Source organism: Leclercia sp. LTM14, assembly GCF_023736175.1.
GTDB classification, from domain to species: domain Bacteria; phylum Pseudomonadota; class Gammaproteobacteria; order Enterobacterales; family Enterobacteriaceae; genus Enterobacter; species Enterobacter barmai.
On record NZ_JAIKTT010000001.1, the window covers coordinates 792778 to 805125 of the forward strand.

The following is a 12348-nucleotide window of genomic DNA, read 5'->3' on the forward strand; positions in this document are numbered from 1 at the left end:
CCAATTTCAAACAGTTAAGGACAGGCCATGAGTAAGATTTTTGAAGACAACTCGCTGACTATCGGTCACACGCCCCTGGTTCGACTGAACCGTATCGGTAATGGACGCATTCTGGCTAAGGTGGAATCTCGTAACCCAAGCTTCAGCGTAAAATGCCGTATCGGTGCCAATATGATTTGGGATGCGGAAAAGCGTGGCGTGTTGAAGCCTGGCGTCGAGCTGGTTGAGCCAACCAGCGGTAACACCGGGATCGCGCTGGCCTATGTTGCCGCAGCGCGCGGTTATAAGCTGACGCTGACCATGCCTGAGACCATGAGTATTGAACGTCGCAAGCTGCTGAAAGCTCTGGGCGCAAATCTGGTCTTAACCGAAGGCGCTAAAGGTATGAAAGGCGCTATTCAGAAAGCCGAAGAAATTGTTGCCAGCGATCCGGCAAAATATCTGCTGCTCCAGCAGTTCAGCAACCCGGCTAACCCGGAAATTCATGAGAAAACCACCGGTCCGGAAATCTGGGAAGATACCGACGGTCAGGTTGATGTCTTTATTTCAGGTGTGGGTACCGGCGGTACGCTGACTGGCGTTAGCCGCTATATTAAAGGCACAAAAGGTAAAAAGGATCTGATTACCGTTGCCGTTGAACCAACCGATTCTCCGGTAATTGCCCAGGCGCTGGCCGGTGAAGAGCTGAAGCCAGGCCCGCATAAAATTCAGGGTATCGGCGCGGGCTTTATTCCGGGCAACCTGGATCTGAAACTGATTGATAAAGTGGTGGCTATCACTAACGATGAAGCTATCTCTACCGCACGTCGCCTGATGGAAGAAGAAGGCATTCTGGCAGGTATCTCTTCCGGTGCTGCCGTCGCCGCCGCGCTGAAATTACTCGAAGATGAAACCTTTACCAATAAGAATATCGTGGTTATTCTTCCATCGTCGGGTGAGCGTTATTTAAGTACTGCACTGTTTGCCGATCTCTTTACCGAGAAAGAACTGCAACAGTAGTGCCAGAATGTAAATATCGCGTAAAAAAGCACCCATATGGGTGCTTTTTTGTGGCCTGCTTCAAACTTTTATCTCTTCCGGCATTGCTCAACCCCGTTGGCTCTGGTATTTAAGCTGACAATTATTTTGAAGCACGAAATTAATCGTTGCAGGAATTCCCGCTGCTGAATCGATTTTATGATTTGGTTCAAGTCTTGCTTTCGCGGCATAATGTTTAATGTCGAGCGAGACGTCAGCAGCCTGACATGCCAGCACCGGATATGTTTGACACTTTGGTGTCACGTGCCGTTGAGCCGGTGCTAACAATACAGGCTAAAGTCCTGCCGCCAGGCTAGACTTTAGTTCCACAACACTAAACCAATAAGTTGGGGAAATACAATGTTCCAGCAAGAAGTTACCATTACCGCTCCGAACGGTCTGCACACCCGCCCTGCTGCTCAGTTTGTTAAAGAAGCAAAAGGCTTCACTTCTGAGATCACTGTGACTTCCAACGGCAAAAGCGCGAGCGCAAAAAGCCTGTTCAAACTGCAGACTCTGGGTCTGACTCAGGGCACCGTTGTGACCATCTCCGCTGAAGGCGAAGACGAGCAGAAAGCAGTTGAGCATCTGGTAAAACTGATGGCTGAGCTCGAGTAAGTTTCCGGGTTCTTTTAAATATCAGTCACAAGTAAGGTAGGGTTATGATTTCAGGCATTTTAGCATCCCCGGGTATCGCTTTCGGCAAAGCACTGCTGCTGAAAGAAGACGAGATCGTCATCGACCGGAAAAAAATTTCTGCTGATAAGGTAAATCAGGAAGTTGAACGTTTTCTGAGCGGCCGTGCAAAAGCATCTGCGCAGCTGGAAACGATCAAAACTAAAGCTGGCGAAACTTTCGGTGAAGAAAAAGAAGCCATCTTCGAAGGGCACATCATGTTGCTCGAAGATGAGGAGCTTGAGCAGGAAATCATAGCCCTGATTAAAGATAAAGGCATGACGGCGGATGCCGCTGCGCATGAAGTTATCGAAGGTCAGGCAACTGCCCTGGAAGAGCTGGACGATGAATACCTGAAAGAGCGTGCGGCTGACGTGCGTGATATCGGTAAGCGCCTGCTGCGCAACATCCTCGGCCTTGCCATCATCGATCTGAGCGCCATTCAGGATGAAGTTATCCTGGTTGCTGCTGACCTGACCCCGTCAGAAACCGCACAGCTGAACCTGAACAAGGTGCTGGGTTTCATCACTGATGCCGGTGGCCGTACCTCCCACACCTCTATCATGGCGCGTTCTCTGGAGCTGCCAGCCATCGTGGGTACCGGTAGCGTCACCGCTCAGGTTAAAAACGACGACTATCTGATTCTGGATGCCGTAAACAATCTGGTTTACGTCAACCCAACTAACGAAGAGATCGAAAAACTGCGCGCGGTTCAGGAGCAGGTTGCGACTGAAAAAGCGGAGCTGGCTAAGCTGAAAGATCTGCCAGCCATCACCCTGGATGGTCATCAGGTTGAAGTGTGCGCAAACATCGGTACCGTTCGCGACGTCGATGGCGCTGAGCGCAACGGCGCGGAAGGTGTTGGTCTCTATCGTACTGAATTCCTGTTCATGGACCGTGACGCCCTGCCAACCGAAGAAGAGCAGTTCGCTGCCTATAAAGCGGTTGCTGAAGCCTGTGGCTCCCAGGCCGTTATCGTCCGTACCATGGACATCGGTGGCGACAAAGAGCTGCCGTACATGAACTTCCCGAAAGAAGAGAACCCGTTCCTGGGCTGGCGTGCCGTGCGTATCGCGATGGATCGTAAAGAGATCCTGCGCGACCAGGTCCGCGCTATCCTGCGTGCGTCCGCTTTCGGTAAGCTGCGCATCATGTTCCCGATGATCATCTCTGTTGAAGAAGTGCGCGCACTGAAGAAAGAGATTGAGATCTACAAACAGGAACTGCGTGACGAAGGTAAAGCATTCGATGAATCCATCGAAGTTGGCGTGATGGTGGAAACCCCAGCCGCAGCAACGATTGCCCGTCATTAGCGAAAGAAGTCGATTTCTTTAGTATTGGTACCAACGATTTAACCCAGTACACCCTGGCAGTTGACCGTGGTAATGATATGATTTCACATCTTTACCAGCCAATGTCACCGTCCGTCCTGACGCTTATCAAGCAAGTTATTGATGCTTCTCATGCGGAAGGCAAATGGACTGGTATGTGTGGTGAGCTTGCAGGCGACGAACGTGCTACACTTCTGTTGCTGGGTATGGGTCTGGACGAATTCTCTATGAGCGCCATTTCCATCCCGCGCATTAAGAAGATCATCCGTAACACGAACTTCGAAGATGCGAAGGTATTAGCAGAGCAGGCTCTTGCTCAACCGACAACGGACGAGTTAATGACGCTGGTTAACAAGTTCATTGAAGAAAAAACAATCTGCTAATCCACGAGATGCGGCCCAATTTACTGCTTAGGAGAGATGGCTAATGGGGTTATTTAGTAAACTGTTCGGTGACAAAGGCAACAACGACACCGGAACTATTGAGATTGTTGCTCCGCTGTCTGGTGAAATCGTCAACATCGAAGACGTGCCGGATGTCGTGTTTGCAGAGAAAATCGTGGGTGATGGCATTGCTATCAAACCAACCGGTAACAAAATGGTTGCACCGGTAGATGGTACCATCGGTAAGATCTTTGAAACCAACCACGCATTCTCTATCGAATCTGATAGCGGTATTGAGCTGTTCGTTCACTTCGGTATCGACACCGTCGAGCTGAAAGGCGAAGGCTTCAAGCGTATCGCTGAAGAAGGCCAGCGCGTTAAAGTTGGCGACCCGGTTATTGAATTCGATCTGCCACTGCTGGAAGAGAAAGCCAAGTCTACCCTGACTCCGGTTGTTATCTCCAACATGGACGAAATCAAAGAACTGATCAAACTGTCCGGCAGCGTTACCGTGGGTGAAACCCCGGTTATCCGCATCAAAAAGTAATTTTTAGCCGCACAGAGAAATGGCGCCTTCGGGCGCCATTTTTGTTTGTTACGCGGGTAAAACCAGCTCGTCGTAACCCTTCTCCTGGGTGTACTGCATGACCTGCGTCACCCTGTCCCCTGCCCGGCTTATCGCCGCCGCCACGCTCTCCTGCTGTACCAGCGCACTCACCAGCTCAGAACAGAAGAGATCGCCGGTGCCTTTCAGATCGGCTTTGATACGTGGGTGCGCGCTGACCGTCACGTTATCGTGGGAAACCAGCACCACATGAATAGCGTCCGCATCGCCACTTACAGGGGCGCTGGTGATCGCCACCCACTGCAGGGTATCGGAAAGCAGCCCTTTTGCGGCGGCAATGGCGCTGTCGTTATCGCGACAGGTTTTTCCGCTGAGCACTTCCAGCTCGTAGACGTTCGGCGTAATCCCCTGCGCCAGCGGCAGCAGATGCTGGCGGTAGGCTTCCGGGATTTCGGGTTTAACGTAGGTTCCGCTGTCGGTGTCGCCAATCACCGGATCGACCAGAATAAGCAGGTCGGGATGCTGCACCTTCACCGCGCGCAGCCAGTTTGCCAGCAGGATAATCTGGCTGGCGCTGCCCATATAGCCGGTAGTGACCGCCTTCAGCTCGCGCAAAATGTCACGCTCTTCCAGCGCTTTCAGGTAACCGCTGAACCATTCGTCGGGGATCACCCCGCCGTAAAAGGTGTCGTAGTGCGGAGTATTACTGAACAGCACCGTCGGGACCGCCGTCACGTTAAGACGATGCTGGCGGATATTGGGTACCGCAATGCTGTTACCCACGCTGCCGTACACCACCTGGGACTGAACCGCCACAATATCGCTCTGCTGCGCCCGGGTTTTATCCCGGAATAAAATCATCTCCATCGCGTTTAGATCCCTGCGCCCTGCGCATAGCTCTCCTCACCAAAGACGCCGGTAGATAAATAGCGATCGCCGCGATCGCAGATGATCGCCACGACTACCGCGCCGGGCACTGCCTCTGCAATCCGCAGTGCACCCGCTACCGCGCCGCCAGAACTGACGCCGCAGAAAACGCCTTCGCGCACGGCCAGTTCACGCATGGTATTTTCCGCCTCGCGCTGGTGAATATCCAGCACCTGGTCCACAAGCTGGGCATTAAAGATGCCCGGCATGTACTCCGCAGGCCAGCGGCGAATACCCGGGATGCTGCTGCCCTCTTCCGGCTGCAGGCCGACAATGGTGACCGCCTTTTCCTGCTCGCGCAGAAAACGGGAGACACCGGTGATGGTGCCCGTGGTGCCCATGCTGGAGACGAAATGGGTGATGCGCCCTTCGGTCTGCTGCCAGATCTCCGGCCCGGTGGTGGTGTAATGCGCGTAGGGGTTATCAGGATTATTGAACTGATCGAGCAGCTTGCCTTCACCGCGCTCAGCCATCGCTTGCGCTAAATCGCGCGCCCCTTCCATGCCCTGCTCTTTGGTCACCAGAATCAGCTCGGCACCGTAAGCGCGCATCGCGGCACGGCGCTCCTGGCTCATGTTGTCCGGCATCAGCAGCTTCATGCGGTAGCCTTTAAGCGCGGCAATCATCGCCAGCGCAATGCCGGTATTCCCGCTGGTCGCCTCGATCAGCACATCGCCCGGTTTGATTTCTCCGCGCTTTTCCGCCTGGACAATCATCGACAGCGCAGCCCGATCCTTGACCGAACCCGCCGGGTTGTTGCCTTCCAGTTTGATCCAGATTTCGCTGCCGTTGTCCGGCCCCATGCGCTGCAGTTTGATCAGGGGGGTGTTGCCGATGGTTTGTTCGAGTGTATTCACGATTTTTACTCAATAAAAAAGCCGGGTGGCGCTTCGCTTACCCGGCCTACATCCGTATTTTTGTAGGCCCGGTAAGCGTAGCGCCACCGGGCGATAAACATGGTCAATAAACTATCAGGCAGATTCCGCCAGAGCAAGATCTCCCCGCGTCTCGATGCGATCATTATCGTGATAAATACGCGCGTGTTGCAGACCGACAAACAGGCGTTCACCGCGGTATGGCGGCTCTTCGTCGCGCATCACCACCGTCAGCGGTTCGCTGTACCAGCCGAGCGGCTGCACCACCAGCTGGGTATAGTGACCTTTCGGGCTGGCTTCCAGCACCTGTACCGGCAGCGGCGAGTCGAGGCTGGTGCGGCGGCTGACGTCCACTTCCCACGGGCGCAGGAAGAGATCCACCGGCCCCTGATACGCAGGCGTATAGCCGAGCGGCCAGCGGTGGGCGCCGACGTGGAACTGACCGCCGCGGATGTTGCCGTGCAGACGGTTCACTTCGCCCATAAACTCCAGCACGAAGCGGGTTGCCGGCTCGCGCCACAGTTGATCGGGTTCATCGACCTGTTCGATATTCCCCTGGCTCATCACCACCACCCGGTCGGCCACTTCCATCGCCTCTTCCTGATCGTGGGTGACGAAGACGCTGGTGAACTTCAGCTCTTCGTGCAGCTGACGCAGCCAGCGGCGCAGCTCTTTACGCACCTGCGCATCCAGCGCGCCAAAAGGTTCATCAAGCAGCAGAATTTGCGGCTCAACCGCCAGGGCACGGGCCAGGGCCACGCGCTGTTTCTGGCCACCGGACAGCTGCGCCGGATAGCGATCTGCCAGGTGAGCCAGCTGTACCATCTCCAGCAGTTTGGTGACTTTCGCCTTGATGGTCGCGGCGTCCGGGCGTTCACGACGCGGCAGCACCGTCAGGCCGAAGGCGATATTGTCGAACACCGTCATATGGCGGAACAGGGCGTAATGCTGGAACACGAATCCCACCTTACGATCGCGCGCGTGCAGGCGGCTGACGTCGGTGCCGTGGAAACGTATGTGCCCGCTGGTCTGGTGCTCCAGACCAGCGATAATACGCAGCAGCGTGGTTTTCCCGGAGCCAGACGGCCCCAGCAGCGCCACCATTTGTCCGGAAGGGATATCCAGCGAGATATCGTTCAGCACCTGGGTGCGACCAAAGGACTTCTTAATATTGGCAATCTCAATGCTCATGATTTCCCTCCTGATGCTGGCGTTTGGCCTGATTCTCTAAACGCCACTGCACCATACTCTTTAAAAACAGGGTCAAAATAGCCATCAGCGTCAGCAGGGCTGCGGCGGTAAAGGAACCGACGGTGTTATAGTCCTGCTCCAGCAATTCAATTTGTAACGGCAGCGACAGGGTTTCGCCGCGGATCGAGCCGGACACTACCGACACCGCGCCAAACTCGCCAATCGCGCGGGCGTTGGTCAATACCACGCCATACAGCAGCGCCCAGCGGATGTTTGGCAGGGTGACGCGGCGGAACATCTGCCAGCCGGATGCGCCCAGCAGAACCGCCGCTTCATCTTCGTTGCTGCCCTGACTTAACATCACCGGCACCAGCTCACGCACTACAAACGGACAGGTGACAAAGACCGTGACCAGCACCATGCCCGGCCAGGCGAACATGATCTGCAGGTTATGTTCATCCAGCCAGCCGCCCAGCGGGCCATTGGAGCCGTAGAACAGCAGATAAACCAGACCGGCGACCACCGGCGAGACCGCGAACGGAATGTCCAGCAGGGTCAGCAGCAGCTGGCGGCCCGGGAAGTCAAAGCGCGTCACCAGCCAGGCCAGCAGGATGCCAAACACCAGGTTCACCGGCACGGTAATAAGGGCAATCATGACCGTCAGCCAGATCGCATGCAGCATATCCGGATCGGCCAGGTTTTGCAGCGCGGGCATAATCCCCTTGCTGAACGCCTGGACAAAGATGTAGACCATCGGCACGACCAGAATGAAGGCCGATACCAGCACGCCGGTGCCGATCAGCACCCACTTTCCCCAGTTAATGCGGGGGGCGTCGTAGCGTTTCAATTGAGTAACTTCCGCCATTAGTGACCTACCACGCGTCGACCAAAGCGACTTTGCAGAGTGTTAATCGAGAACAGCAGCAGCAGCGAGGCTGCGAGGATCACCGAGGCAATGGCGCTCGCCGCCGGGTAATCAAACTCCTGCAAACGGACAAAAATCATCAGCGAGGTCACTTCAGTTTTCCACGCGATGTTACCGGCGATAAAAATTACCGCGCCGAACTCACCGAGGCTCCGGGTGAATGACAGCGCCACGCCTGCCAGCAGGGCCGGAGAGAGCTCGGGCATAACCACTTTGCGGAAACTCTGCCAGCGCGTCGCGCCCAGGGTCTCTGCCGCTTCTTCGTATTCCGGACCTAACTCTTCCAGCACCGGCTGCACGGTACGCACCACAAACGGGATGCTGGTAAAGGCCATCGCCACCGCAATGCCGAGCCAGGTGTAGGTCACTTTGATATCAAACTTCGCCAGCCACTCGCCGTAAAAACCGTTAACGGAGAACAGCGAAGCGAGCGTTAAGCCCGCCACCGCCGTCGGCAGCGCGAAGGGTAAATCCATCAGCGCATCCAGCAGCGTGCGGCCCGGGAAGCGGTAGCGGGTTAAGATCCACGCCATCAGCAGGCCGAATACGCCATTGAAGATGGACGCGACAAACGCCGACAGCAGCGTCACTTTATAGGCCGCCACCACCTGCGGGTTGCTGATCACCTCCCAGTACTGGACCAGCTCATCTCAGAGAGCTGAACCACCAGCGCGCTGAGCGGTAATAACAAAATCAGACAGACGAACAGCAGGCTGGTCCCGAGGCTTAAGGTAAAGCCCGGCAGCACACGTCTGGAGGAAACTGCAAACATTACTTACGCCCCGCCGCCAACAGTTTGTCTAACTCACCGCCGCTGACGAAATGGGTTTTCATCACTTCAGGCCAGCCGCCAAAATGGTCTTCCACACGGAACAGGTCGGTCTGCGGGAATTTATCTTTCAGCTTGTTCATCACGTCCGGGTTGTTCACGCGATAGTAATAATCGGTGATCACCGTCTGGGCCTGCGGGCTGTAGAGATAGTTCAGATAGGCTTTCGCCGCCTTCTCTGTGCCGTTGGCTTCGACGTTTTTATCCACCCACGCCACCGGGAACTCCGCCAGCACGTTGGTTTTCGGGATCACCACTTCAAAGCCCTGGGCTTCGTACTGCTTACGGATGTTGTTCACTTCCGATTCAAAGCTGATCAGCACATCACCCAGACCGCGCTCCGCGAAGGTGGTGGTCGCCCCGCGCCCGCCGGTATCGAACACTTCGACGTTTTTCAGGAACTGGGTCATGAACTGTTCGGTTTTGGCTTTATCGTTGCCGTCCGCTTTGTCCGCGGCGCCCCAGGCGGCCAGATAGGTGTAACGGGCGTTGCCGGAGGTTTTCGGGTTCGGGAAAATCAGCTTCACGTCTGAACGCACGAGGTCGTTCCAGTCGTGAATGTTCTTCGGGTTCCCCTTACGCACCAGGAAGCCCATGGTGGAGTAGAACGGCGAGCTGTTGTTCGGCAGACGGCTCTGCCAGTCGGCAGGGATCAGCTTGCCTTTGTCGTGCAGGATCTGCACGTCGGTAATCTGATTATAGGTGACCACATCGGCCTTCAGCCCCTGCAGAATGGCCAGCGCCTGCTTCGACGAGCCGGCATGGGACTGCTTGATCGTCAGTTTGTCGCCGTTATTGTCTTTCGCCCACTGCTGTTCGAATGGCGGGTTCAGGGCGGCAAAGAGCTCACGCGAGACGTCATAAGAGCTGTTCAACAGCTCGGTTGCCTGCGCCTGCGCGGCCAGCAACACGGAAGCTGCCAGCACCAGAGATCCTTTTTTCAGTACAGTAACGGCCATTGCGCACCCTTAAGATGTGATGATTTTCTAAGGGTCATCATATTTATAACGAGTACTAAAGGAGTAACGGTTTTATATACCGTTTAGTGATTTGGAAGCAGAAAAGAGAATAAGCATTAATCCCCTCTCCCCACAGGGGAGAGGGTCAGGGTGAGGGGGCTTTTATAACGCCAGCAGACGCTCGATGGACGGTGCAAAGTAGTAGCCGCCGGTCACCGGTTTGGTGAAGCGCAGCATTGCGTCGCGCTTGCCGTCGGTGTCGCCAAACATGCTCAGCAGCTGCTGTTCGATGTTGTACAGGCGTGCGCAGTAGGCGCAGAAGTAGAGGCCATTTGTCCCGCTGGCGGTGCCGTACGGCAGGCTCTGGCGGACAATCTTCAGTCCTTTGCCGTCCTCTTTCAGATCCACGCGGCTCAGGTGTGAGGTCGCCGGGCGGTCGTCGCCGTCGATCTCTTCGTTGGCCTCTTTGGTGCGGCCAATCATCATCTCCTGGTCGTGCACGCTCATGCGGTTAAGCTGCTTGAGGTTGTGCTCCCAGCGCTGAACGAACACGTAGCTGCCTCCCGCATCCACGCCCTCTTTGATCACCGCCACTTCACGGCGGGTCTCATCCCCTACCGGGTTTTCGGTGCCGTCAACGAAGCCGCTCAGATCGCGCTCTTCCACCCAGCGGAAACCGTGGATCTCTTCTTTTACCTCAACGCAGTCGCCAAAGGCAGCCATCGCGGCCTGGGCAATGGAGAAGTTTACATCGTGACGCAGAGAGAGAATATGGATCAGCACGTCGTACTGGGTGGCCGGGGCCAGACCTTTACCGTAAGGGACAAAGTCCTTCAGCTCTTCTGCCCCTTCCCCGCCGCTCAGCTGACGCCAGACGTCGTGGCCAAACGCCACCACCGCGCCGCAGTGCGCATCCGGGAATTTGGCCTGGAAGGTGGCCACGTTATCAATAAAGACTTTGCTGGCCGCACGCAGGGCATCGGTATCCCCTTTGACATTGGCTTCGATCCAAATCGCCGCGCGGCAATGTTCTGGCAAAATGCCACTCTGAACCTGAGACATCGCTCCTCCTGAAAAAAAGATGCCACGAAGTCGTGGCATTGTTGGCGGCGATTATACCCGCTTTTTTAACGAGGCGGCTTGTCCAGGCGCAATTTACTGCTGCCAGATAATTTTGCTGACTTTCCAGTTTTTCAGCGCGTCGTCAGAAGGCATCAACCCTTCCGGGCCGTTCCAGGTTCCGCTGAACTGATAGCTGATGTGCTGGCTGCCTTCCGCCTTACACTCCACCGCCACGCTCTCTTCGTTCGGGGCGCTGGCGCAGTTGCCGTAGGCCTTCTGATACAGGTCGCTGAACGGGGTACCGACCTTCACGCCGCTGTCGGTTTCAACGTCGCTGTCCAGCACTTCGATGCGCGTCACCGTGTTTTTGTCACCGTTAATTACCATCGCCAGCTGGTCATCTTTCAGCGCTTCGAAATAGTGCACGATGTTGCCGTTCTGTGTTTTCATGCCGCTGCGCAGCCGGTAATCACCGCCCAGTGCCGATTCGATGGCGCTCTGTTCCAGCGGCGTGGCGGCGGTGAGATTTCCGACGCCCTGCTCGGTCACGTCGGTGGAGGAGCCGAACCAGTTCCAGGGATAGGCCGCAGACCAGTTAACGGCGGAGAGCGTTGAACAGCCCGTCAGGACAACGGGGAGCGCGCATAACAGTAAACGCAGCGATTTCATCGGGAGTTCCTTTCTGGTTATTTGAACGCTTGTTGGAGTACAGCATCGCTAAAAAGTGCCGTTTAATCTTTCTCAGGCGTAAAACAGGCGCGCAGACGGGGGTTGGTCAGCAGCCACAGCAGCGCCACAATATCGGCCACCACCAGTGTAATCCCCACGCCGCTCAGGGCTTCCCCTTTCAGCCACAGCAGGGGCTGCCAGCACAGCAGAACGCACTGGGCAAGGATCAGCAGCCCGCGAAGAGCCTGCCACAGGCGCGGCCAGAGATGCCGCCGCCCGCTCAGCATAAAGGCCAGCACCGCCGGGATCCCCGGCAGCAGCCCCAGCCAGAAGTTATCGTGATCGGGATAAAACAGGTTCAGCAGGGTGTTGCCCTGATCGCGGGAAGCCCCGGCCATCACGAACAGCACCCAGGTACGGGCCTGAAGCAGCAGCACGCACCAGAACAGAAACGGCAGGCGGACCCGGCCGTGGCTGTCGTAGTCGCCCGGGTGGAAATCAATACTCTTCATCTTCTATCAGGCGCTTGCCCAGCGTCAGTACGTCGGCATGTTCATAGTTAAGACGCTCGTACATGCCCAGCACCATGTCATTATCTTCCCGCACCATGATCTGAATTTTTGGACAGCCGCGGGCGATCAGTTTCTTTTCCAGACGATTAAGCAGCGCGTTAGCGATGCCGCGTCCGCGAAATTCCGGGTGCACGCCCAGGTAGTACGCCGAGCCGCGATGCCCGTCGTAGCCGCCCATCACGGTGCCCACCACTTCACCGTTGACCTCCGCCACCAGGAACAGACTGACGTCATGATTGAGTTTGCGCTCGATGTCCATCTCCGGATCGTTCCACGGTCGCAGTAGCTCGCAGCGCTCCCAAAGGGTGATGACCTCTTCGAAGTCTGCCTGGCGAAAAACGCGTATCTCCATGGTATTAACCGCCTTT

The 12348-nt window shown here is 56.0% G+C and carries 12 protein-coding genes and 2 pseudogenes; 4 read left to right on the forward strand and 10 right to left on the reverse strand.

Features of this window, described 5'->3' with window-relative positions:
• Positions 1 to 27 precede the first annotated feature (27 nt).
• The 4 genes and pseudogenes from cysK to crr all read left to right on the forward strand — a co-directional run bounded on the left by cysK (position 28) and on the right by crr (position 3953).
• Positions 28 to 999: a cysteine synthase A gene (gene cysK, locus K5I40_RS03740; RefSeq protein WP_039029656.1), complete on the forward strand. Its 972-nt coding sequence runs from the start codon at positions 28 to 30 to the stop codon at positions 997 to 999.
• 378 nt (positions 1000 to 1377) lie between these two features.
• Positions 1378 to 1635 (forward strand): phosphocarrier protein Hpr, encoded by a 258-nt coding sequence (ptsH, locus tag K5I40_RS03745; RefSeq protein WP_000487600.1) that lies wholly within the window; start codon positions 1378 to 1380, stop codon positions 1633 to 1635.
• A gap of 44 nt (positions 1636 to 1679) precedes the next feature.
• Positions 1680 to 3406: pseudogene (gene ptsI, locus K5I40_RS03750) on the forward strand (phosphoenolpyruvate-protein phosphotransferase PtsI).
• A gap of 43 nt (positions 3407 to 3449) precedes the next feature.
• Positions 3450 to 3953 (forward strand): PTS glucose transporter subunit IIA, encoded by a 504-nt coding sequence (crr, locus tag K5I40_RS03755; RefSeq protein ID WP_039029658.1) that lies wholly within the window; start codon positions 3450 to 3452, stop codon positions 3951 to 3953.
• A 48-nt stretch (positions 3954 to 4001) separates the two neighbouring features.
• Here crr and pdxK read toward each other — a convergent pair whose 3' ends face one another.
• The 10 genes and pseudogenes from pdxK to K5I40_RS03805 all read right to left on the reverse strand — a co-directional run bounded on the left by pdxK (position 4002) and on the right by K5I40_RS03805 (position 12332).
• Positions 4002 to 4838, reverse strand: coding sequence for a pyridoxine/pyridoxal/pyridoxamine kinase (gene pdxK, locus K5I40_RS03760; protein ID WP_138369794.1), 837 nt, complete (start codon positions 4836 to 4838; stop codon positions 4002 to 4004).
• A gap of 5 nt (positions 4839 to 4843) precedes the next feature.
• The gene (gene cysM, locus K5I40_RS03765; protein ID WP_039029660.1) at positions 4844 to 5755 is read right to left on the reverse strand and encodes a cysteine synthase CysM; all 912 of its coding nucleotides are present in this window, start codon (positions 5753 to 5755) and stop codon (positions 4844 to 4846) included.
• A gap of 114 nt (positions 5756 to 5869) precedes the next feature.
• A complete protein-coding gene (gene cysA / locus K5I40_RS03770; RefSeq protein WP_039029661.1) occupies positions 5870 to 6964 on the reverse strand; it encodes a sulfate/thiosulfate ABC transporter ATP-binding protein CysA in 1095 nt (364 codons plus the stop codon).
• On the reverse strand, positions 6954 to 7829 hold the full coding sequence (gene cysW, locus K5I40_RS03775) for a sulfate/thiosulfate ABC transporter permease CysW (protein ID WP_039029662.1): 876 nt from the start codon (positions 7827 to 7829) through the stop codon (positions 6954 to 6956). Before cysW ends, cysA begins: the two co-directional genes overlap by 11 nt.
• Positions 7829 to 8661, reverse strand: a pseudogene (gene cysT, locus K5I40_RS03780) (sulfate/thiosulfate ABC transporter permease CysT). The gene cysW and the pseudogene cysT overlap by 1 nt, the downstream one beginning before the upstream one ends.
• Positions 8661 to 9677, reverse strand: a complete 1017-nt coding sequence (locus K5I40_RS03785) for a sulfate ABC transporter substrate-binding protein (RefSeq protein WP_223073676.1) — start codon at positions 9675 to 9677, stop codon at positions 8661 to 8663. The pseudogene cysT and the gene K5I40_RS03785 overlap by 1 nt, the downstream one beginning before the upstream one ends.
• A gap of 162 nt (positions 9678 to 9839) precedes the next feature.
• Positions 9840 to 10739 carry a Dyp-type peroxidase gene (locus tag K5I40_RS03790; protein ID WP_223073675.1) on the reverse strand — a complete coding sequence of 300 codons (900 nt, stop codon included), beginning with the start codon at positions 10737 to 10739 and terminating at the stop codon, positions 9840 to 9842.
• 93 nt (positions 10740 to 10832) lie between these two features.
• Positions 10833 to 11408 (reverse strand): RpoE-regulated lipoprotein, encoded by a 576-nt coding sequence (locus K5I40_RS03795; RefSeq protein WP_223073674.1) that lies wholly within the window; start codon positions 11406 to 11408, stop codon positions 10833 to 10835.
• A gap of 62 nt (positions 11409 to 11470) precedes the next feature.
• Positions 11471 to 11920: a DUF2919 domain-containing protein gene (locus K5I40_RS03800; protein ID WP_223073673.1), complete on the reverse strand. Its 450-nt coding sequence runs from the start codon at positions 11918 to 11920 to the stop codon at positions 11471 to 11473.
• Entirely contained in the window at positions 11907 to 12332 is a 426-nt protein-coding gene (locus tag K5I40_RS03805) for a GNAT family acetyltransferase (RefSeq protein WP_032613000.1), read from the reverse strand. The genes K5I40_RS03800 and K5I40_RS03805 overlap by 14 nt, the downstream gene beginning before the upstream one ends.
• Between the last annotated feature and the right edge of the window lie 16 nt (positions 12333 to 12348).

Excerpts from the sequence above, each read along its gene's own strand:
- K5I40_RS03795 (WP_223073674.1), bottom strand. The coding sequence starts at position 11,408 with ATGAAATCGCTGCGTTTACTGTTATGCGCGCTCCCCGTTGTCCTGACG.
- cysK (WP_039029656.1), top strand. The coding sequence starts at position 28 with ATGAGTAAGATTTTTGAAGACAACTCGCTGACTATCGGTCACACGCCC.
- ptsH (WP_000487600.1), top strand. The coding sequence starts at position 1,378 with ATGTTCCAGCAAGAAGTTACCATTACCGCTCCGAACGGTCTGCACACC.
- crr (WP_039029658.1), top strand. The coding sequence starts at position 3,450 with ATGGGGTTATTTAGTAAACTGTTCGGTGACAAAGGCAACAACGACACC.
- cysA (WP_039029661.1), bottom strand. The coding sequence starts at position 6,964 with ATGAGCATTGAGATTGCCAATATTAAGAAGTCCTTTGGTCGCACCCAG.
- cysW (WP_039029662.1), bottom strand. The coding sequence starts at position 7,829 with ATGGCGGAAGTTACTCAATTGAAACGCTACGACGCCCCCCGCATTAAC.
- K5I40_RS03800 (WP_223073673.1), bottom strand. The coding sequence starts at position 11,920 with ATGAAGAGTATTGATTTCCACCCGGGCGACTACGACAGCCACGGCCGG.
- pdxK (WP_138369794.1), bottom strand. The coding sequence starts at position 4,838 with ATGGAGATGATTTTATTCCGGGATAAAACCCGGGCGCAGCAGAGCGAT.
- K5I40_RS03785 (WP_223073676.1), bottom strand. The coding sequence starts at position 9,677 with ATGGCCGTTACTGTACTGAAAAAAGGATCTCTGGTGCTGGCAGCTTCC.
- K5I40_RS03790 (WP_223073675.1), bottom strand. The coding sequence starts at position 10,739 with ATGTCTCAGGTTCAGAGTGGCATTTTGCCAGAACATTGCCGCGCGGCG.
- K5I40_RS03805 (WP_032613000.1), bottom strand. The coding sequence starts at position 12,332 with ATGGAGATACGCGTTTTTCGCCAGGCAGACTTCGAAGAGGTCATCACC.